The sequence below is a fragment of the Silicimonas algicola genome (assembly GCF_003148765.1).
In the GTDB taxonomy this organism is placed as follows: Bacteria; Pseudomonadota; Alphaproteobacteria; order Rhodobacterales; family Rhodobacteraceae; genus Silicimonas; species Silicimonas algicola.
The window spans coordinates 124,671-142,434 of sequence record NZ_QGGV01000002.1; the positions used below are offsets into that span (position 1 = coordinate 124,671).

Below are 17,764 nucleotides of genomic sequence, written 5' to 3' on the forward strand. Positions count from 1 at the left end.
GAGACGCGGCGGCCTTGTGCCGCCGTTTTCATTTGTTGAGCCGGCGAAACTATCTGGCGACTGCGACGTGGCTTCCGTGCTGACACAAGGAGGCTCCATATGACCAGCATGACGAAACTGACCTCGATCGCCGCCGCCGCGTTGCTTCTCGCGTCCGGATCGGCCTTCGCAAAGGCCCACAACCAGGGCAATACGGAAGTCCCGGGCGAGACCGTCGGGACGGAGACCGTCGGACCCGCGCAGACCCTCGGTTCGGCCAAAGGCCAGCGTCCCGTGGAAAAGGCGCCGGACTGCCCGGGCAACTCCTGCTCAGCCGGCGCAAAAGAGTAGACGATCAAGCGGCCCGGCCCTGCGCCGGGCCGTATCTATCGCGAGAGTTCGAAGAAGAGCGAGGCCCAGTGGCTTCGCCGTCGCACGGCGCCGGGACCATCGACCGGCACGATTCGCACTGCGTTGAGCAGATACCCCCCTGGCCCGCCGAGCGGGACGGTGACTGCGCCTCTCGCATCGGTCCGCAAGATGCGCCGTGTGCCCTCTTGTCCGGGGAGAGCCCGGATCAGGGCCACCGACGCATCCGGAACCGGGCGGCCCTGCCACAGCAGCGTCACTTCGACCCACTCCGCACCCGGCTCGAAGGGATGCCCGGTCACGACCAACTCGTGCTCGAGGCCGGTCGGTGTGTCTGCGCTGCCTCTTTCCAGCGTGCCTGCGGAGACGAGAGTACGGGCGTTGCGGATGTACTCCTCCGAGATTGCCATGGGAGCGGGCCCTCGCGCGACATGATCGTCCGGCTTCAGGTCCAGCCCCTCGTAGTCCAGATACTCTTCGAAAGCCGCGAGGGAATCGAAGGTGACGTAGGCCGGGTGGGTGACGGTCGTGATGCGATGCAGCCCCTCGGTGGTCAGATCGACGCTCAGCGCAGGCCTGTCGCCGAGGAGAGAGGAGAGGGGAACAGGCGGCCCCTCCGGCGGGTGGTGGAGAGCCTCGGCCACCATCGTATCGAGCCAGGGCAGGGACGATCCGGCGAGAAGGTCGCCCACGCGGAAGTCAGCGACCAATGTGTCGCCGGCGTTCGGGCCGGGATCCTGAGGGTCGATCCAGAACTCGTGCGCGGCAGAAGACAGGGGAAGGACCGCGACGAGCGCCACGGCAAGAGTCGTCTTGAACATCAGAGGGTTCCTAGCGCGTCTGTCCGGAGAGTCACGCGTCCTCCTCGCGGAAGTTTCATCCCTCCCGGGCAGGTGTCGCGTTGACGCTCTGGGGGTGAGGGGTTAGATGAACCCGACAGCCCGAAAGACCGGAGTTTTCCATGTCCGTTGCGCTCAACACCAACGATGCGGGCCCTGACCGCGAGGTCGCGACGACCACGCTGAACCGCGAGTTGCAGGACAAGGGCTTCCTCGTCACGTCGACCGACGACATCATCAACTGGGCGCGCACCGGCAGCCTGCACTGGATGACCTTCGGGCTGGCCTGCTGCGCCGTCGAGATGATGCACACCTCGATGCCGCGTTATGACCTCGAGCGTTTCGGGACCGCGCCGCGCGCTTCCCCCCGGCAGTCGGACCTGATGATCGTGGCCGGCACGCTGACCAACAAGATGGCGCCTGCGCTGCGCAAGGTCTACGACCAGATGCCCGAGCCGCGCTACGTGATCTCGATGGGATCCTGCGCCAACGGCGGCGGCTATTATCACTACAGCTACAGCGTCGTGCGCGGCTGCGACCGCATCGTGCCGGTGGACATCTATGTCCCCGGATGCCCGCCGACCGCCGAGGCGCTGCTTTACGGCATCCTCCAGCTTCAGCGGAAGATCCGCCGCACCGGCACCATCACGCGCTGAGGAGACAGCCATGTCCGAAGCCCTTCAGGAACTCGCCGCCCACATCGAAGCCAAGCGCTCGGACTGCGTGCTGTCCTCCGAGATCGCGCATGGCGAATTGACGCTGACGGTGGCGAATGCCTCTCTGGCGGATTTCGTGGACTTCCTGAAGACCGATCCGAACGGCCGGTTCTCGACTCTGATCGACATCACCGCCGTCGACTGGCCCGAGCGCGAGGTGCGCTTCGACGTGGTCTATCATTTCCTCTCGATGTACCAGAACCACCGGATCCGCGTGAAGGTATCGGTCCGCGAGGACGAAACTCTGGCCTCGATCGTGGGGGTTCATCCCTCGGCCAACTGGTACGAACGCGAGATTTTCGACATGTTCGGGATCCTGTTCTCGGGGCACCCCGACCTCAGGCGCATTCTCACCGATTACGGCTTCCGGGGTTATCCGCTGCGCAAGGATTTCCCGACCACGGGCTATACCGAGGTCCGCTACGACGACGTGCAGAAACGCGTGGTCTACGAGCCCGTCAAGCTGGTGCAGGAGTACCGGCAGTTCGACTTCATGTCGCCCTGGGAGGGGGCCGAATACATCCTGCCGGGCGACGACAAGGCGGCCGGGGCGAAGGGCTGAGGCCGATGAACGTGGTGTTCCTCTGCATCGGCGCGGCGAAGGCGGGAACGGACTGGCTGCACCGCCAGCTTTCCGCGCACCCCGACTGCCACATGCGCTCGATCAAGGAGCTTCACTGGTTCGACGCCGTCGAGGGCGGGCGCCTTTCGCGAGAGCTGAAGAAGCACCGTGCCGAACACGAGGCGCTTCTGACGCGGCTCGCGTCGGCGGGGCAGGCTCCCGACGCGGACCAGGCGCGGCGTCTCGCTGACCGCGCGGCCTGGATGGACGTGCTGGAGCGTGGCGGCGCAGATCCGACGGGCTATCTCGAGTATCTCGGCCACGGCGCGAGGGACGGACAGGTGGTGGGCGACATGACGCCGGCCTATGCGCTTTTGCCTGAGCGGCGGCTGCGCGAGATGGCGACGGTGGCTCGGGACGTCCGCGTCCTGTTCCTGATGCGCGATCCGGTCGACCGACTGTGGAGCCACGTCCGCATGATTGCGGCGCGGCGCGATCCCGACGGCACGGTGACGCGCCAGCGCTGCGCCCGCATCCTCGACCGCACCATCGCGGGCGAGGAAGACCAGATCGCGCGGCGTTCGGACTACGCGGGCACCCTGAAGCGGCTGGCGGCGGCGGTGCCGGGCGGGCGCTGGCTGTCGGAGGTGTTCGAGGAGATGGTGGCGGGCGAGGGGCTTTTGCGCATCTGCGCCTTCCTCGGGATCGCGCCTATGGCGGCGGACCCCGTCCCCGTTCACCGGGGACAGCCTTTGGAGATCACGCGGCAGCAGCGGCGCGCGGCGGCACGCTGGCTCGCCCCCCAATACGAGACCGCGGAACGCGTGCTGGGCCGGATGCCCGGGGCGTGGCGGCCAGAAGGATAGGATCATGGACGGCACGTTCGAGGACGCCCAGACGGGCGAGCAGAAGATCCGGAACTTCAACATCAACTTCGGGCCCCAGCACCCGGCGGCGCACGGCGTGCTGCGGCTGGTCCTCGAGCTTGACGGCGAGATCGTCGAGCGGTGCGACCCGCACATCGGGCTTCTGCACCGGGGCACCGAGAAGCTGATGGAAAGCCGGACCTACCTTCAGAACCTGCCCTATTTCGACCGTCTCGACTACGTCGCGCCGATGAACCAGGAACACGCCTGGTGCCTCGCCATCGAGAAGCTGACAAAGGTCGAAGTGCCGCGCCGCGCAAGCCTGATCCGCGTTCTCTATTCCGAGATCGGGCGGGTACTGAACCACCTTCTGAACGTAACGACGCAGGCGATGGACGTGGGCGCGCTGACCCCTCCGCTCTGGGGCTTCGAAGAGCGCGAGAAGCTGATGGTCTTCTATGAGCGCGCCAGCGGGGCACGGCTTCATTCGGCCTACTTCCGGCCGGGCGGCGTTCACCAGGACCTGCCGCCTCAACTCGTCGACGATATCGACCAGTGGGCGGTCGAGTTTCCGAAGCACCTCGACGACATCGACAACCTCTTGACCGACAACCGCATCTTCAAGCAACGCAACGTCGACATCTGCGTGGTGTCCGAGGAGGAAGCGCTGGAGTGGGCGTTCTCGGGCGTCATGGTGCGCGGCTCGGGCATGGCCTGGGACCTGCGCCGGTCGCAGCCCTACGAATGCTACGACGAGTTCGAGTTCCAGATTCCGGTCGGGACCAACGGCGACTGCTACGACCGCTATCTCTGCCGGATGGCCGAGATGCGCGAGAGCGTGAACATCATCCGCCAGGCCTGCGCCAAGCTGAAGGCCGAGCCGGGGCCGATCCTCGCGTACGGCAAGATCACCCCGCCGAAGCGCGCCGACATGAAGACCTCGATGGAAGCGCTGATCCACCACTTCAAGCTCTATACCGAGGGCTTCCACGTCCCTGCGGGCGAGGTCTATTGCGCGGTCGAGGCGCCAAAGGGCGAGTTCGGCGTCTACCTGGTCGCGGACGGCAGCAACAAGCCTTACCGCGCCAAGCTGCGCGCGCCGGGCTATCCACACCTTCAGGCCATTGACCACCTCGCGCATGGGCACATGCTGGCGGACGTGGCCGCGATCATCGGCACGATGGACATCGTGTTCGGCGAAGTGGACCGCTGAGGCCCGTCGAAGGCGCGTGACATCCTCGTTGAACGGGGTAACTCTACGCCCGTGAGCAGAGGGGACATCATGCGGATACCGGCCATCATCTTCTGCCTCTGCGCTGCGGGCGCGGCCTTGGCGCAGGAGGCCGATCCGACGCCGCTGCCGTCCGACCGGGGGCCCGGCCTTATGGGCGACCGCAGGCCGATCGGCGACTATCCGACGCTCGGGGCCACGACGCCGACCGTCCCGCTCGGTGGCGAGGCGAAGACGGCCGAGGAGATCCTCGCGGACCCCGAGGCAAGGATGATCTTCACCGCACTGGCCGCACGGGGCTGCGTCATCGCGCCCGCGGACGTGGCGCCGACGCTCGCGCCCCTCGGCATCTCGTTCGAGGCCGCGCGGCGCGTGTTCACCGATCTCGAGGTCTCGGGGCTGGGCACGCAGTCGTCGGACGGACGCATGAGCATTCCTGCCTCTCTGTGCCCGCCGCCGCAGCCCGAGGCCAGCTATCGCGACCAAGTGCTGCAGGCCTTCTCGGACGCGGGCTGCACCTTGTCGGAAGAGGACATCCTCACCGCGCTTCCCGACTTGGGCGAGCCGCAGCTTCAGGCGATCCTCGCGCCGATGCAGGCGCAGGGCGCTCTCGAGATCGGTTCGCTGAGCGGCACGCTGGCGCCGCCCCTTTGCGGCGGCGAGACCGCCTCGCGCTGATAGGGCGCGTCCCTTGGGCACTTGAATCCCGCGCCCGTCTGGGCGAGAGACAGGCGGAACCGAACAACGGGGAACGCCCATGCTCCGCCGCCTGCATCCCGAGCAGCCCGACAGCTTCGCCTTTACGCCCGCCAACCTGGCCTGGGCCGAGGCGCAGATCACAAAATATCCCGAGGGCCGCCAGGCGAGCGCCGTGATCCCGCTTCTGTGGCGGGCGCAGGAGCAGGAGGGCTGGCTGTCGCGTCCGGCGATGGAACGCGTCGCGGCGATGCTCGACATGGCCTATATCCGCGTCCTCGAGGTCGCGACCTTCTACTTCATGTTCCAACTCACTCCGACCGGCAGCATCGCGCACGTCCAGGTCTGCGGCACGACGTCCTGCATGATCTGCGGGGCCGAGGACCTGATGGCGGTCTGCCGCGAGAAAATCGCGCCCAAGGCCCATGTCCTGTCCGGCGACGGCAAGTTCACCTGGGAAGAGGTCGAATGCCTTGGCGCCTGCGCCAACGCACCGATGGCGCAGATCGGCAAGGATTACTACGAGGACCTGACCGCCGAGCGCTTTGCAGAGATTCTCGACGAGATGTCCGAAGGCCGCGTCCCGGTTCCGGGTCCCCAGAACGGACGCTTCGCTGCCGAACCGAAAGCCGGCCTCACAAGCCTCAAGGAGTTCGAGAGCGGGCGCAGGCAGTACAACGCCAGCGTCCAGCTTGCGGTCGACATCGGCGACACGCTCAAGCGCATCGACGGCACCGAAGTGCCGCTCGTGACGCCGTGGCTGAGCGACCCGGCCGAGCAGGACGATCCCGAGCGTCCGAGCGACAGCGAGGCGCGGCTGCGCGGCGACGCCTCGGACGGTGTGTCAGAGGTCGAAGGCCAGGGGGGCGGCGACCAGTCCATCGGCAAGCCCGAGCACACCGCGGGTTCCTCGGCCGATGCCGAGGTCGAGCCGACACCGTCGGACGTGACGCCCCGAGGCGTGCAGGGCGACATCGCGCCGAGAGGTGACACGCCGGCCGAGCCCGACGATACGGTGGACCAGACCGGCGCTGTGCCGCCCGAGGAAGCTCTGACCGGGCGTTCCGTCGGCTACGACGCCACGCCGGACGGCGAGGGCGCCGAAGACACCGGACCGGGCGTCAGGCCCGGGGGCCTGACCGAGGCGCGGGAGGGCGGAGCGGACGACCTCAAGCGCATCCGGGGCGTGGGGCCGAAGCTCGAGGCGCTGCTGAACCGGTTGGGCTTCTGGCACTTCGACCAGATCGCCGCCTGGACCGGGGAAGAGATCACCTGGGTCGACCGGAACCTCGAAGGGTTCAAGGGCCGGGTCACGCGCGACGACTGGGTCAGCCAGGCGCGGATCCTCGCGGACGGCGGCGAGACGGAGTTCTCGAAGCGGGCGGACAGGGGCGAGGTCTGACAAGGCGGAATCGATCCGTCGACCCGTCTTTCCCTTGATCCGTGTCCCTCGTTGTGCAGTCTGGAACGGCCACCAACAGGGGGGACGTCATGTCGGGACATGAGAAGGCTTCGAATTCAGTAGTCTGGGGCGCAGGGATCGGCCTGTTCCTGGTCAGCTTCATCGTGCTGTTCTGGCCGGGGGATTACGGCTTCATCGCGGCCTTCTTCATCGCCCTGTTGATCGCACTCCTGTCGACCGTCGTGATCTGGCTCTGGTTCCATGGCATGCCCGCCCTGGGCAACACCGCCGCGCCCGAAGGCACCGTCGCGCCGGAGCCGGCCTCGGCGCCGAAACCCTCTCCGGGACCCGAGGGCGTCGTCGCGCATACCGAGCCGGCGGACGAGCCGGCATCGGTCGAAACGGCGTCTTCGCCATCGGGCGCGGCTGCCAGCCCCGATCCGAAGCCCGCCCCGGTGCCACCACCCGACCCTGCGCCCATCCCCGATCCCGACCCCGCGCCGATGCCCGATCCCGACCCTGCACCCGTCCCGGACCCGGCGCCGGCGGCCATAGAGCCCGAACCCGCCGCGCACGAGACGAGCGAAGCCATGGCAGACACCGCAGGACCCGGCGAGCGGCCCTCGGGACTCGACGCGCCGCGGGGTGGGGAGGCCGACGACCTCAAGCGCATCAAGGGTGTGGGCCCGAAGCTCGAGAAGCTGCTGAACAGCCTCGGCTTCTGGCACTTCGAGCAGATCGGCAACTGGTCGGCGTCGGAAATCGCCTGGGTCGATCACAATCTCGAGGGCTTCAAGGGCCGGGTGACGCGGGACAAGTGGGTCAGCCAGGCGCGGATGCTGGCCGATGGCGGCGAAACCGACTTTTCGAAGCGCGTCGACAAGGGCGGGGTCTACTAGGCGAGGGCGAGGGCCGTCCCGTTGGACCGGAAAACCCGTGTTGCGCCGGTGCATGGCGCGGCAGTATAGCACTCGGGACGCGTCGACATGGAACCAGGGATGGCCGAGGACCCGGGCACAGACAGGACTCTTGCGCGTCAGGCGCGGGTTGTCTCGCTTGTCATCGCGGGGACCATGATCCTGTGGATGGCGGCCCAATGGCTTGGCGGCAAGCTTGGCCTTCCGGAACGCTATGTCTTCCTCGTCGACCTTTTCGCGCTTGCGGGTTTTCTCTGGGCGCTGATCGTGACATGGCAAATCTGGCGACGCGGCCGGACGAACGAGTGAACGCGGGCCTCTGGCTCGCGCAGACGGGATAGACTGATGCTGGACGACAAGGACCGTATCTTCACGAATATCTACGGGATGCACGACCGCTCCCTCGCCGGCGCGAAGGCGCGCGGGCACTGGGACGGCACGGCCGGCATCCTTGCGAAGGGGCGCGACTGGATCGTCGACCAGATGAAGGCCAGCGGCCTGCGCGGTCGCGGCGGCGCGGGCTTTCCGACGGGTCTGAAATGGTCCTTCATGCCCAAGGAAAGCGACGGTCGGCCCAGCTATCTGGTCGTCAACGCCGACGAGTCCGAGCCGGGCACCTGCAAGGACCGCGAGATCATGCGCCATGATCCGCACACGCTGATCGAAGGTTGCCTGATTGCGTCCTTCGCGATGGGGGCGCACGCCTGCTACATCTACATCCGCGGCGAATACATCCGCGAGCGCGAGACGCTTCAGCGCGCCATCGACGAGTGCTACGACGACGGACTTCTGGGCGCGAATGCCGCAGGCTCGGGCTGGGATTTCGATCTCTACCTGCACCACGGCGCGGGCGCCTATATCTGCGGCGAGGAAACGGCGCTTCTGGAAAGCCTCGAGGGCCGGAAGGGAATGCCGCGCATGAAGCCGCCGTTCCCCGCCGGAGCGGGACTTTACGGCTGCCCGACGACGGTCAACAACGTCGAGTCGATCGCAGTTGCGCCGACGATCCTGCGGCGCGGGGCCGAGTGGTTCGCGGGCTTCGGGCGGCCGAACAACGCCGGCACCAAGCTTTTCGCGATCTCGGGCCACGTCGAGAACCCCTGTGTCGTCGAGGAGGCCATGTCGATCAGCTTTCAGGAGCTGATCGAGAAGCACTGTGGCGGCATCCGGGGCGGCTGGAAGAACCTCAAGGCCGTGATCCCTGGCGGATCGTCGGTGCCCTGCCTGCCGGGCAAGATCATGAAGGACGAGGCGATCATGGACTTCGACTGGCTGCGCGAGCAGAAGTCGGGTCTCGGAACCGCCGCCGTCATCGTGATGGACAACTCCACCGACATCATCAAGGCGATCTGGCGGCTGTCGAAATTCTACAAGCACGAAAGCTGCGGCCAGTGCACGCCCTGCCGCGAAGGCACCGGCTGGATGATGCGCGTCATGGACCGGCTGGTGCGCGGCGAGGCGGAGGTCGAGGAGATCGACATGCTTCTCGACGTCACGAAGCAGGTCGAGGGCCACACGATCTGCGCGCTCGGCGATGCGGCCGCCTGGCCGATCCAGGGGCTCGTCCGTCACTTCCGGGGCGAGATCGAGGACCGCATCAAGGCGACGCAGGCCGGGCGGATCAGCGCGGCGGTCGCGGCGGAGTAACGTGACGTTGTCTCAGACGACGTGCGCGGCGGCGGCGATCTTGAGCCTCGGGCTTTTCGTTTCTGCCGCTCCCGCTCTCGCGGACTGCCGGAGCCTTATCTCGGACCGCTTTGACACGCTCGATCTGAATGGGTCCGGCAGCCTCGATCGCTCGGAGTGGTTTGCGGACCTGTTGGACACGAGGTCAGGAGCCGGACCCGAAACAGGCAGCGTGGGCCCCATGGCAAATATCGTTGGCCTCGCACTATACGATGCGGACGCCAACGGTCGCGTGACAGAAGATGAACTGCCCGAGGAGTGGGCGATTCTAGGAGATTCTCCAACAAGCGGCCCAATCGAGCGGGAGACCTATGTAGAGGCGCTCACGGGGATTTGCGAGGCGCCGCAGTCGCGCCACTGAGAGCGGCGGTTCGCTAATTTTCGAGTGAGGCGTCCGATGCGAAGCGACGCCCAAACGCCTGTCATGGGATAGCGCTGGCTTACGTCCTACATCTGTCGAATGAATGCAGTTCTACTCGTCACGCTCTACGCGCTCGCGCCGCCGCTTCTGCTCTGGCGCTACTACCGGCTGGCCGGTCATGGGGCGTGGTGGGACTTCGCGCTTGCCGCGAACGTCGCGCTCAACGCGGTGGCGGCGGGGCATTTTGCTTGGGACGAGGCGGCGAAGATCGAGCCGGGGCACTGGGCCTACGGCTGGGGAGAGAGGCTTGGGCCGACGGCGTTGGTGCTGACGCTTCTGATGGCGCTGATCCTCGCCCTGAAACCGTGGCCGAGAGCCGCCGTACCCCGTCGCGCGACCCGGCGTCGGAAGGCTGGCGCGGCGCGGCGCGAGCCCGTAGTCTCGGCCGGAAACAAGGGTGACGCGGAATGACGGACAGACATCTCGCTGAATTGAACGTCGGACGCCTCGTCGCTCCCACGGGCGATCCCCGCGTGGCGGACTTCATGGCGAATCTCGACCGGGTGAACGGGCTCGGCAAGCGGATGCCGGGGTTCGTGTGGATGATGGAGGGTTCGGGCGAGCCGGGCACCGGAAACACCGAGACCAAGATCGACGGCGATCCGCAGTACGTGTCGAACCTGACGGTCTGGGAAAGCGTCGAGACGCTGGAAGCCTTTGTCTTCAAGACCATCCACAAGCAGTTCTACGACCGGCGTCAGGAATGGTTCGAGATCCTGGGCGAGCAGCACTTCGTCATGTGGTGGGTGCCGGAGGGTCACCGTCCCACGCTGGAGGAAGCGCTCGAGCGGCTGGAGCGGCGGAAGGTCCAGGGCGACAGCGACGAGGCCTTCGGGTGGTCCTGGCTGAGGGAACAGGGTCTCATGCGCACGCAAGGCTGCGTCGCTGCGGAATAGCGGGCTGGGCAGGACGCCCGGCCGGACCCTCTCAGACGTTCACGTTCTTCGGCGGAATTGCCTGTGCCTTTGCATCGTCGGGACGGGACTTGGCCGCGTCCATCGAGCCCTTCGCGGCCTGCGACGCCGCCTGCATCGCATCTTGGGCCAGACTCTCGGAGCGCGGGATCAATGCGGCGCACTGGCGTAGCATCCTCGACTGGAATTGCGCCATGGCCTGCGACCGGAAGGGCGCCGGAGGCGTGTCGAACTGGCTTCTCCAGCCGCCGCAAGAGGAACACAACGACCGGGAAAGCTGCGCAGATTCCCGCAAGGCGTTGCGAAGCGGGACGAACGTCGGCACATTGCTGCGACTTCTGGACGGGTGAAGGGCACGACGAATGCGTTTGTCGAAGGTGGCGATCCTCTGTTGCGCGGTGCTGATGCTGCCGGGCTGCGGCGTGGTGCGCGGATGGTTCAATGGAAGCGGTGTCGCTGCGGATGCCTTGCCGTACCGCGCGCGGTTGGCAAAGGGCGACGACGCGCGCGACCTGCGCATCTCGGTCAACGCGCCCGGTGCCACCGTCGACATGGTGCGGGAGTCCGTCCGCTTCGAGGCGACGCGCTATTGCCTGGAAACCTTCGGCGGATCGGACGCGGCCTGGGTCACCGACCCCGCCACCGGGGACTGGTCCGCCACCCGGGACGGCGACGCCCTGGTGTTCGCCGCCCGCTGCACGGCGCGCTGAGGTGACATCCGGCGGCGTGAACTGACGAAACAATTGTCATATCTCTTGCGATCCGGAAGTCTCTGAAATCACGGGACAAGTCTTCCTTTATCCACACGTCTCCGCGAGGATCCGCCGTTTTGCGTGACCCGGCCTCCCCAAGAGGCGGATGCCGGATTATATCTCGCTCAGCCGAACGGGTTGCGGGACCCCCGGCGGAAGGAGAGTTGAAGACCCATGTATCGTACCCTGATTGCCTGTGCGTTCATCGCGACCAGCACCTCGGCCGAGGCGCTGGCGCCTTTGCACAAGGATCCGACCGTCCTCAACGGCTTCTACGCCATCGGCCTGGCGGACGAGGTGAGGAAGAACTGCGACTCGATTCAGCCGCGGCTGATCCGCGCCTACAGCTACCTTCGCGCCCTGCAGCAGTACGCCAAGGATCAGGGCTATTCCGACGCCCAGATCGATGAACTGAAGGACAACAAGGCCGAGAAGGAAAAGCTGCGCACACGGATTCGTGCGGACCTTGCGGCACGGGGCGCGAGCCCGAAATCCCCCGAAGGCTATTGCACTGTCGGCCTCGAAGAAATAGCCAAGGGCAGCGCCGCGGGGAAGCTCCTGCGGGCGAGGTAAGGGCCGCCCGGACAGTGGCGGCGGCATCCCGAGGGACCCGAGGCCATGTCCGACCTGAAGAAGCTCATCATCGACGGAATCGAGATCGAGGTCGACCCCGCGCTGACCCTGATCCAGGCGGCCGAGCAGGCGGGTATCGAGATCCCCCGCTTCTGCTATCACGAGCGTCTGTCGATCGCGGGCAACTGCCGGATGTGCCTTGTCGAGGTCGTGGGCGGACCGCCGAAGCCCACTGCGTCCTGTGCCATGCAGGTCAAGGACTTGCGTCCCGGTCCTGAAGGCCAGCCGCCTGTCGTGAAGACGAATTCTCCCATGGTGAAGAAGGCCCGCGAAGGGGTGATGGAGTTTCTGCTCATCAACCACCCCCTCGATTGCCCGATCTGCGACCAGGGCGGGGAATGCGACCTTCAGGACCAGGCGATGGCCTATGGCGTCGACTTCTCGCGCTACCGCGAGCCGAAGCGTGCCGTCGACAACATGAACCTAGGGCCGCTGGTGGCCACGCAGATGACGCGCTGCATCTCCTGCACGCGCTGCGTGCGCTTCATCACCGAGGTCGCAGGGATGCCCGAGTTGGGGCAGACGGGGCGCGGCGAGGACGCCGAGATCACGTCCTATCTGGACCAGACGCTCGATTCCGAGTTGCAGGGCAACATCATTGACCTTTGCCCTGTCGGCGCGCTGACGTCGAAGCCCTATGCCTATACCGCGCGCCCCTGGGAACTTCGCAAGACCGAGTCCATCGACGTGATGGACGCCCTCGGCTCGAACATCCGCATCGACGTGAAGGGGCGCGAGGTCATGCGCATCCTGCCCCGCAACAACGACGGCGTGAACGAGGAATGGCTGTCCGACCGCTCGCGCTTCGCCTGGGACGGGCTGCGCCGCCAGCGGCTTGACCGGCCGTACATCCGCGAGAACGGCAAGCTGCGTCCGGCGACCTGGCCCGAGGCACTTTCCGCTGCCGCCGCCGCCATGAAGGGCGGCAAGGTCGCGGGCCTCGTCGGTGATCTGGCCCCGGTCGAGGCGGTCTATGCGCTGAAGCAACTCGTCGAAGGGCAGGGCGGGTCGGTCGAGTGCCGCACCGACGGCGCCAAGCTGCCCGCCGGCAACCGCTCGGCCTACGTCGGCACGGCCGCGATCGAGGATATCGACCGCGCCAAGTCGATCCTGCTGATCGGAACCAACCCGCGCGACGAAGCGCCGGTTCTGAACGCGCGCATCCGCAAGGCCTGGCTGGCCGGGGCGAAAGTGACGCTCGTCGGCAAGCCTGTGGACCTGAGCTATCCTTACAGCCACGTCGGCACCGGGCGCGAAGCGCTGGCCAAGCTCGCCGACGAGGACCACAACGACCATCAGGACATCGCCAGCATCGTGATCGTGGGGCAGGGCGCACTGACGCTCGACGGCGGCAAGGGCGTTCTTGCGGACGCGATGCGCGTCGCCGACAAGGCTGGCGCGAAATTCCTGGTCCTGCATTCCGCCGCGTCGCGCGTGGGCGCGCTGGACGTGGGCGCGGTTTCCGCGGGCGGCGTGCAGGGCGCGCTCGATGGGGCGACGGCGGTCTACTCGCTCGGCGCCGACGAGGTCGAGATCCCGGCGGGCCCGACGGTGATCTATCAGGGCAGCCACGGCGACAGGGGCGCGCACCGCGCCGACATCATCCTGCCGGCAGCCGCCTGGACCGAGGAGAACGGCCTTTTCGTCAACACGGAAGGCCGCCCGCAACTGGCCCTTCGCGCGAACTTCCCGCCGGGCGAGGCGAAGGAGAACTGGGCGATCCTGCGCGCCCTTTCGGCGGAGATGGGCGCCACGCTGCCCTTCGACAACCTGGCGCAGCTTCGCCAGGCACTCCTGAAGGACGTGCCGCACCTGCGCTTCGTCGACAGCGTGCCCGCGAACGAGTGGAAGCCGGTCGAGGCCGAGGGCGCGGGTCACGGCGATTTCGGCCTGTCCGTCGAGGCGCATTACCTGACGAACCCGGTCCTGCGCGCGGCGCCCCTCATGGGCGAGTTGCAGGGCATGATGCGGACCCGGACGGCGGGCAAGCTGGCTGCCGAATAGGGGCCTAATTGGTTAACGCGCAGCGGTCGGGGCTGGCGCTCGCGGCGAAGATAATGTTTAGAAGGGGCGGGCAAAAAACCGGCCCCTGTACTATGGGACAAGAGGACTCATGGCCGATTTCCTGACGACGCCTCTCGGCATCCTCGTCATCATCGTGGCACAGGTGCTGCTGGTCGTCGCGTTCGTGATGATCAGCCTGCTGTTCCTGGTCTACGGTGACCGCAAGATCTGGGCGGCGGTGCAGATGCGGCGCGGCCCGAACGTCGTCGGTCCCTGGGGCATCCTGCAATCGGTCGCGGACGCGCTGAAGTACGTCGTGAAGGAGGTCGTGATCCCGTCGGGAGCGGACCGCTTCGTGTTCCTTCTGGCGCCGCTTCTGTCCTTCGTTCTGGCGATGATCGCCTGGGCCGTGATCCCGTTCTCGGACACCTGGGTCCTTGCCAACCTCAACGTCGCGATCCTCTATGTCTTCGCCGTGTCCTCGCTCGAGGTTTATGGCGTGATCATGGGCGGTTGGGCGTCGAACTCGAAGTATCCGTTCCTGGGATCCCTTCGTTCCGCCGCGCAGATGATCTCCTACGAGGTCTCGATCGGCCTCATCATCGTCGGCATCATCATCTCGACCGGCTCGATGAACTTCGGCGACATCGTGCGCGCGCAGGACGGCGGCTGGGGCCTCTTCTCGTGGTACTGGCTGCCGCACTTCCCGATGGTGTTCCTGTTCTTCATCTCGGCGCTGGCCGAGACGAACCGGCCGCCCTTCGACCTGCCGGAAGCTGAGTCCGAGCTCGTCGCGGGGTATCAGGTGGAATACTCGTCAACGCCGTTCCTTCTGTTCATGGCGGGCGAGTACATCGCGATCTTCCTGATGTGCGCGCTGACCACGCTGCTGTTCTTCGGCGGCTGGCTGTCGCCCATCCCCGGCCTGCCCGACGGCGCGCTGTGGATGGTGCTGAAGATGGCGTTCTTCTTCTTCGTCTTCGCCATGGTGAAGGCGATCGTGCCCCGCTACCGCTACGACCAGCTCATGCGGATCGGCTGGAAGGTGTTCCTCCCGCTGTCGCTGGCTTGGGTCGTGCTTGTGGCGTTCCTGGCCCGCTACGAGGTGCTTGGCGGCGCCTGGGCCCGCTGGACCGTGGGAGTCTGACAATGGCGAACATCGACTGGAACAGGGCGACGCGCTACTTCCTTCTGACCGACGTGCTCAAGGGCTTCGGTCTGGGGCTGAAGTATTTCTTCGGCCCGAAGGCGACGCTGAACTACCCGCACGAAAAGGGGCCGCTATCCCCGCGTTTCCGGGGTGAGCATGCGCTCCGCCGCTATCCGAACGGCGAGGAACGCTGCATCGCCTGCAAGCTCTGCGAGGCGATCTGCCCGGCGCAGGCCATCACCATCGACGCGGAACCCCGCGAGGACGGATCGCGACGCACGACGCGCTATGACATCGACATGACGAAGTGCATCTACTGCGGCTTCTGCCAGGAGGCCTGTCCGGTCGATGCCATCGTCGAGGGTCCGAACTTCGAATTCTCGACCGAGACGCGGGAGGAGCTGTTCTACGACAAGGCCAAGCTGCTCGCCAACGGCGACAGGTGGGAAGCCGAGATCGCCCGCAACCTCGAAATCGACGCGCCGTACAGATGACCGATCAGCAGAACCCCTTCGAAGCGATGATGCGCATGAGCCAGGAGTGGGCCAAGGCGGTCAATCCGGCGCTTGAATCCTTTACGCCCAAGGGGTTCGAGGCGCTTTGGCCGACGATGCCCAAGGACATGATGGAAACCGTCATGGGCAAGACCTTCAATCCCGAAGGCCTGGACGCCAAGACGAAGCTTCTGCTGACCCTGGGCGCGCTGACGATCCTCGGCGCCCAGGCCGAGGCGCAGATCCGGCTGACGGTCCGGCACGCGCTGGAGGCGGGGGCCACGAAACAGGAAATCGCCGAGACCATCGCCCTTGTCGGCGTCTTCGGGGGCGTCCCCGCGATGTCGAAGGCGATGGAGCTCGCAAGCTCGGTCATGGAGACCGGGCCGGAGGACGACGCATGACGCCACAGGTCTTCGCCTTCTATCTCTTCGCGATCGCCTGTGTGGGCGGCGGGCTGTTCACCGTGATCGCGCGAAACCCGGTCCATTCGGTGCTGTGGCTGATCCTGGCCTTTCTCTCGGCCGCGGGGCTTTTCGTCCTGCTCGGGGCCGAGTTCGTGGCGATGCTGCTGGTCATCGTCTACGTCGGCGCCGTCGCGGTGCTGTTCCTTTTCGTGGTGATGATGCTGGACGTGGATTTTGCCGAGCTGAAGGCCGAGATGGCCAAGTACATGCCGCTCGCACTTCTGATCGGCGTCGTGATCCTGATGCAGCTGGCGCTGGCTTTCGGCGTGTGGACCACAGCCGAGGGGGTCACGATGGCCGTGGCGCCCGATGCGATCATCGGGGTGGGTCGGCACAACACCGATGTCCTCGGGCGCGTTCTCTACGACCAGTATTTCCTGCTGTTCCAGCTCGCCGGCCTGATCCTTCTCGTGGCTATGGTCGGCGCGATCGTCTTGACCCTGCGGCACCGCGACTGGGTCAAGCGGCAGGACGTGCTGCAACAGATGTATCGTGATCCGGCCAAGGCGATGGTCCTCAAGGACGTGAAGTCGGGACAGGGGCTCTGACATGGCGAAGCGCGGCGTATTCGGAACTTTGGGCGGGCTGTTCAAGCTGGCGATCTGGGCCCTCGCGGCCGTTGTCGTCCTTGCGCTGTGGCTGAACTGGTCGAAGGACGAGGTGGTCGAGACCGAGACGGCCGCGACCGAGACCTCCGCCGACACGCTGCCTGCGCGGGCCGAGCAGACGCCGGAAAGCGTTGCCGCCGAGGAAAGTGCGACCCCGGTCCCGGCCGAGGCCGAGACGGGCGGAGCCGCCATACCGGAGGGCACCGGCCTGGCCGAGACGCCCGCCGATGCAGGAGCCGCCGCCACGGCTGAATCTCCCGACGACACGCCACCGCCGTCGCTGGAAGCGCCGGCCGCAGAGGCAATGCGCAGCGCCGTCGAGGGCGCCGTCGATACCGCGAACCGCTCGCTGACCGAAGCCCAGGGCAGCGGAACGTCCTCTGGCGCCGCCGCCGAGATACTCCCCGCTCCCGTTCTCGAGGAAGAGGACATGGTGAAGATCCCGGTCCCCGAGCCGATGACCGTGATCGACGTCGTGACGGATCCCGCAGTCTATGCCTTCGTCGAGGCGCGGCCGGTCGAGAACGGCATCGACCTGACGACCACACAGACCGTGGACGGCGAGACGACCTTCGTGCGCCGCCGCGTCATCTGCGATCCGCTGTCGACCGCCGTGATCGGCGAGGCGGTGGCGGTCGAAGCTCTGCCGGGTGCGCCGGACGGCGTCGACACGACACCTGCCGAGGATGGCAGCACCGACGCGGCGCTGGCGTCCTTCGCCTGCGGGCTCGACCTTGAAGAGACGGGACAATGATCGGACTGGAACACTACCTCACCGTCGCGGCGGCGCTCTTCGTCATCGGGATCTTCGGCATCTTCCTGAACCGGAAGAACGTCATCATTCTTCTGATGTCGATCGAACTGATGCTGCTGGCGGTGAACATCAACCTCGTCGCCTTCTCGGCCTACCTCCACGACATCACGGGGCAGGTCTTCACGCTCTTCGTCCTGACGGTGGCCGCCGCCGAAGCCGCCATCGGGCTTGCGATCCTCGTCTGCTTCTTCCGCAACCGCGGCACAATCGACGTCGAAGACGTCAACGTGATGAAGGGCTGAGA

At 66.5% G+C, this 17,764-nt stretch carries 25 protein-coding genes; 23 read left to right on the forward strand and 2 right to left on the reverse strand.

What is annotated here, in order from left to right:
* Positions 1-99 precede the first annotated feature (99 nt).
* Positions 100-330 carry a hypothetical protein gene (locus C8D95_RS05065; RefSeq protein ID WP_109758090.1) on the forward strand — a complete coding sequence of 77 codons (231 nt, stop codon included), beginning with the start codon at positions 100-102 and terminating at the stop codon, positions 328-330.
* A 35-nt stretch (positions 331-365) separates the two neighbouring features.
* Here C8D95_RS05065 and C8D95_RS05070 read toward each other — a convergent pair whose 3' ends face one another.
* Entirely contained in the window at positions 366-1,169 is an 804-nt protein-coding gene (locus C8D95_RS05070) for a DUF4198 domain-containing protein (protein WP_109758091.1), read from the reverse strand.
* 140 nt (positions 1,170-1,309) lie between these two features.
* On the opposite strand from C8D95_RS05070, the gene C8D95_RS05075 reads away from it, so the two are divergent.
* The 12 genes from C8D95_RS05075 (at position 1,310) to C8D95_RS05130 (ending at position 10,580) form a co-directional block, all read left to right on the forward strand.
* Positions 1,310-1,843 carry a NuoB/complex I 20 kDa subunit family protein gene (locus C8D95_RS05075; protein WP_109758092.1) on the forward strand — a complete coding sequence of 178 codons (534 nt, stop codon included), beginning with the start codon at positions 1,310-1,312 and terminating at the stop codon, positions 1,841-1,843.
* A 10-nt stretch (positions 1,844-1,853) separates the two neighbouring features.
* Positions 1,854-2,465 (forward strand): NADH-quinone oxidoreductase subunit C, encoded by a 612-nt coding sequence (locus tag C8D95_RS05080; protein ID WP_109758093.1) that lies wholly within the window; start codon positions 1,854-1,856, stop codon positions 2,463-2,465.
* Between the two features lie 5 nt (positions 2,466-2,470).
* On the forward strand, positions 2,471-3,331 hold the full coding sequence (locus tag C8D95_RS05085) for a sulfotransferase (RefSeq protein ID WP_126918577.1): 861 nt from the start codon (positions 2,471-2,473) through the stop codon (positions 3,329-3,331).
* Positions 3,332-3,335: 4 nt separating this feature from the next.
* A complete protein-coding gene (locus tag C8D95_RS05090; protein ID WP_109758094.1) occupies positions 3,336-4,544 on the forward strand; it encodes an NADH-quinone oxidoreductase subunit D in 1,209 nt (402 codons plus the stop codon).
* 69 nt (positions 4,545-4,613) lie between these two features.
* Positions 4,614-5,240: a hypothetical protein gene (locus C8D95_RS05095; RefSeq protein WP_109758095.1), complete on the forward strand. Its 627-nt coding sequence runs from the start codon at positions 4,614-4,616 to the stop codon at positions 5,238-5,240.
* 79 nt (positions 5,241-5,319) lie between these two features.
* A complete protein-coding gene (locus C8D95_RS05100; protein WP_109758096.1) occupies positions 5,320-6,660 on the forward strand; it encodes an NADH-quinone oxidoreductase subunit E in 1,341 nt (446 codons plus the stop codon).
* 89 nt (positions 6,661-6,749) lie between these two features.
* Positions 6,750-7,559 (forward strand): hypothetical protein, encoded by an 810-nt coding sequence (locus C8D95_RS22445; protein WP_241239668.1) that lies wholly within the window; start codon positions 6,750-6,752, stop codon positions 7,557-7,559.
* Between the two features lie 87 nt (positions 7,560-7,646).
* Positions 7,647-7,886: a DUF5337 domain-containing protein gene (locus C8D95_RS05110; RefSeq protein ID WP_420902630.1), complete on the forward strand. Its 240-nt coding sequence runs from the start codon at positions 7,647-7,649 to the stop codon at positions 7,884-7,886.
* Positions 7,887-7,922: 36 nt separating this feature from the next.
* Positions 7,923-9,224, forward strand: coding sequence for an NADH-quinone oxidoreductase subunit NuoF (nuoF, locus tag C8D95_RS05115; protein ID WP_109758098.1), 1,302 nt, complete (start codon positions 7,923-7,925; stop codon positions 9,222-9,224).
* Positions 9,112-9,624 carry an EF-hand domain-containing protein gene (locus C8D95_RS22915; RefSeq protein WP_420902629.1) on the forward strand — a complete coding sequence of 171 codons (513 nt, stop codon included), beginning with the start codon at positions 9,112-9,114 and terminating at the stop codon, positions 9,622-9,624. Before nuoF ends, C8D95_RS22915 begins: the two co-directional genes overlap by 113 nt.
* 99 nt (positions 9,625-9,723) lie before the next feature.
* Positions 9,724-10,095 (forward strand): hypothetical protein, encoded by a 372-nt coding sequence (locus C8D95_RS05125; protein WP_109758100.1) that lies wholly within the window; start codon positions 9,724-9,726, stop codon positions 10,093-10,095.
* Positions 10,092-10,580: a DUF3291 domain-containing protein gene (locus C8D95_RS05130; RefSeq protein ID WP_109758101.1), complete on the forward strand. Its 489-nt coding sequence runs from the start codon at positions 10,092-10,094 to the stop codon at positions 10,578-10,580. Before C8D95_RS05125 ends, C8D95_RS05130 begins: the two co-directional genes overlap by 4 nt.
* 31 nt (positions 10,581-10,611) lie before the next feature.
* Here C8D95_RS05130 and C8D95_RS21680 read toward each other — a convergent pair whose 3' ends face one another.
* Positions 10,612-10,794 carry a hypothetical protein gene (locus tag C8D95_RS21680; RefSeq protein WP_146202980.1) on the reverse strand — a complete coding sequence of 61 codons (183 nt, stop codon included), beginning with the start codon at positions 10,792-10,794 and terminating at the stop codon, positions 10,612-10,614.
* On the opposite strand from C8D95_RS21680, the gene C8D95_RS21935 reads away from it, so the two are divergent.
* The 10 genes from C8D95_RS21935 to nuoK all read left to right on the forward strand — a co-directional run bounded on the left by C8D95_RS21935 (position 10,793) and on the right by nuoK (position 17,762).
* Positions 10,793-10,948: a hypothetical protein gene (locus tag C8D95_RS21935; RefSeq protein WP_170121470.1), complete on the forward strand. Its 156-nt coding sequence runs from the start codon at positions 10,793-10,795 to the stop codon at positions 10,946-10,948. The two genes, C8D95_RS21680 and C8D95_RS21935, sit on opposite strands and share 2 nt — an antisense overlap.
* A gap of 12 nt (positions 10,949-10,960) precedes the next feature.
* Complete coding sequence (locus C8D95_RS05135; protein WP_109758102.1) at positions 10,961-11,308, forward strand: hypothetical protein; 348 nt, start codon at positions 10,961-10,963, stop codon at positions 11,306-11,308.
* Positions 11,309-11,524: 216 nt separating this feature from the next.
* Positions 11,525-11,923, forward strand: a complete 399-nt coding sequence (locus tag C8D95_RS05140) for a DUF5333 domain-containing protein (RefSeq protein WP_109758103.1) — start codon at positions 11,525-11,527, stop codon at positions 11,921-11,923.
* Between the two features lie 45 nt (positions 11,924-11,968).
* Entirely contained in the window at positions 11,969-13,987 is a 2,019-nt protein-coding gene (nuoG, locus tag C8D95_RS05145; RefSeq protein WP_109758104.1) for an NADH-quinone oxidoreductase subunit NuoG, read from the forward strand.
* A gap of 109 nt (positions 13,988-14,096) precedes the next feature.
* Entirely contained in the window at positions 14,097-15,134 is a 1,038-nt protein-coding gene (nuoH, locus tag C8D95_RS05150; RefSeq protein WP_109758105.1) for an NADH-quinone oxidoreductase subunit NuoH, read from the forward strand.
* A gap of 2 nt (positions 15,135-15,136) precedes the next feature.
* Complete coding sequence (gene nuoI / locus C8D95_RS05155; protein ID WP_109758106.1) at positions 15,137-15,631, forward strand: NADH-quinone oxidoreductase subunit NuoI; 495 nt, start codon at positions 15,137-15,139, stop codon at positions 15,629-15,631.
* Positions 15,628-16,035 carry a carboxymuconolactone decarboxylase family protein gene (locus tag C8D95_RS05160; RefSeq protein WP_109758107.1) on the forward strand — a complete coding sequence of 136 codons (408 nt, stop codon included), beginning with the start codon at positions 15,628-15,630 and terminating at the stop codon, positions 16,033-16,035. The genes nuoI and C8D95_RS05160 overlap by 4 nt, the downstream gene beginning before the upstream one ends.
* Positions 16,032-16,646 (forward strand): NADH-quinone oxidoreductase subunit J, encoded by a 615-nt coding sequence (locus tag C8D95_RS05165; protein ID WP_109758108.1) that lies wholly within the window; start codon positions 16,032-16,034, stop codon positions 16,644-16,646. The genes C8D95_RS05160 and C8D95_RS05165 overlap by 4 nt, the downstream gene beginning before the upstream one ends.
* Position 16,647: 1 nt before the next feature.
* The gene (locus C8D95_RS05170; RefSeq protein WP_109758109.1) at positions 16,648-17,460 is read left to right on the forward strand and encodes a hypothetical protein; all 813 of its coding nucleotides are present in this window, start codon (positions 16,648-16,650) and stop codon (positions 17,458-17,460) included.
* On the forward strand, positions 17,457-17,762 hold the full coding sequence (nuoK, locus tag C8D95_RS05175) for an NADH-quinone oxidoreductase subunit NuoK (RefSeq protein WP_109758110.1): 306 nt from the start codon (positions 17,457-17,459) through the stop codon (positions 17,760-17,762). Before C8D95_RS05170 ends, nuoK begins: the two co-directional genes overlap by 4 nt.
* The last annotated feature ends 2 nt before the right edge of the window (positions 17,763-17,764 follow it).